We start from the raw sequence: 1,775 nt of genomic DNA, 5'->3' as shown, positions 1-1,775 counted from the left end.
CGCCGGCGCGAACGCCCGGAGCGGCGGCGCCGGGCGCGCCAGCCGCTGCCCCGCGACCGCCGCCGGCGAGACGCCGGTCCACGGCAGGCGGCCGGCAGCAGCCTCGAAGAGTGTCAGGGCCAGCGCGTACTGGTCCGTCGCAGGCGACGGCGGCTCGCCCTGGATCACCTCCGGTGCGAGGTAGGCGATGGTCCCCAGCAGGTCCGCGGCCTGGGCTGGTGCCAGCGTGCGGGTCAGAGTCTCGGCCACGCCGAAGTCCGTCAGCTTCGCCACGCCCGTTTCGTTAACGAGGATGTTCTCCGGCTTCACATCGCCGTGGATGATGCCCTGCCGGTGGGCGTAGGACAGCGCCGCCGCCACCTGCCGACCCAGCCGCAGCACTTCCGCCTCCGGCAGGCGCCCGTTGGTCTCGATGAGCTGACGCAGGGTGTAGCCGTGGACGTACTCCGTCACGATGTACCGGCGGCCCGCAAACTCCCCGGCATCGAACACGCTGACGATGTTCGGGTGCTGCAGCCTTGCTACCACCCGGGCCTCCCGTTCGAAGGCGGCCACCGCCTCGGGGTCGAACCCTTCCGTCAGCGATGTGTGCAGCGCCTTGAGCGCGACCCACCGCTCGAGGCGCAGGTCTTCCGCCAGCCACACCTCGGCCATCCCGCCCGTTCCGACCAAACGCTCGAGGCGGTATCGTCCGTCGATGATGTCCCCTGCGGTCAGCGACAGGTGAACCTCCAGGTGCTGCGCTCCCCGGAGCGGTCGCGCGAGCTGCTGCTGCTGGCGTCTGGCCTCGCCGTGCTCCTGCTCGGATGGCGTTCGCTCGTGGTGGCCGGCTTCGAACTGCCTCCCGCCATGGTGCGCATCGTAACGCAGGCAGCGGCCTGTGGGCTCGCGGCCCACCTGCTGGTCCGCCTCCTGGCGCCGCGCGCGCGGCCGGAAATCCTGCCGATGGTCCTCCTGCTGGGCGCCCTCGGGCTGGTCTTCGTGGTGCGGCTCGCGCCCGGTTCGGCGCAGGACCAGGCCAACTGGCTGGTCGTCGGCTGCGTTGCCATGGCTGCCGGTATTCTCGTCGGACGGCGTTCCGGACTGCTTCGCTCCTACACCTACACCGCGGGTGCGGCGGCCGTGGTCCTGCTCGTACTCACGGGCGTCTTCGGCCAGACCATCAACGGCGCGCGCCTGTGGGTGCGCATCGCCGGCCAGTCGGTCCAGACCACAGAATTTATCAAGGCGTTCCTGGTCCTCTTCCTCGCCGGCTACCTGGCGGAGGCCGGCGGCGCGATGACGGCGCCCATCGTTCGTCTTCAGCAGCCCCGGCCGCACCGCGCCGCGGTCATCGTGCCGCTGGTGCTGGTACTGGCCGGGGCGATCGGTGCACTCGCCCTTCTGCGCGACCTCGGCTCCATCGCGCTCATCCTGCTCCTCTCGATGGCGATGCTCTACGTCGCGACCGGCCAGGCGCGATTCGTGGCGGCCGGTGCGGGCCTCCTGCTCGTGACCGGCATCTTCGGCTACGCGGCCTTCGGGCACGTGCAAACGCGCGTGGAGGCCTGGCTCGACCCCGGCGCGGACCCCTCAGGCAGCGGCTACCAGGCGCTCCAGGCCACCTACGCAATCAATGCCGGCGGCGTCCTCGGCGAAGGCATCGGGCGCGGCATGCCGGAGGTCGTGCCGGCCGCCTCCACCGATTATGTCTTCACGGCGGTGGCAGAGGAGCTCGGACTGGCCGGCGCGCTCGGGGTCGGGGTGCTCTACCTGGCGATGCTCGCCTCCGGCCT

Annotated in this window: 2 protein-coding genes; one reads left to right on the top strand and one right to left on the bottom strand. The window is 71.3% G+C overall.

Annotated features, from left to right (window positions below; translation table 11 throughout):
- Window positions 1-654, bottom strand: a 654-nt coding sequence (locus tag VAE46_RS10545; RefSeq protein WP_322796899.1) for a serine/threonine-protein kinase, incomplete at its 3' end; no start/stop codon positions are given.
- Between VAE46_RS10545 and VAE46_RS10540 the strand changes: the two genes are divergently transcribed.
- Window positions 589-1,775: FtsW/RodA/SpoVE family cell cycle protein (locus VAE46_RS10540; RefSeq protein WP_322796898.1), on the top strand; the 1,187-nt coding region annotated here is incomplete at its 3' end. The genes VAE46_RS10545 and VAE46_RS10540 overlap by 66 nt on opposite strands.

Source organism: Tepidiforma sp., assembly GCF_034433535.1.
In the GTDB taxonomy this organism is placed as follows: Bacteria; Chloroflexota; Dehalococcoidia; order Tepidiformales; family Tepidiformaceae; genus Tepidiforma.
The sequence above is the reverse complement of the archived record's forward strand: the minus strand, read 5'-3'. Positions and strand labels throughout refer to the sequence as shown.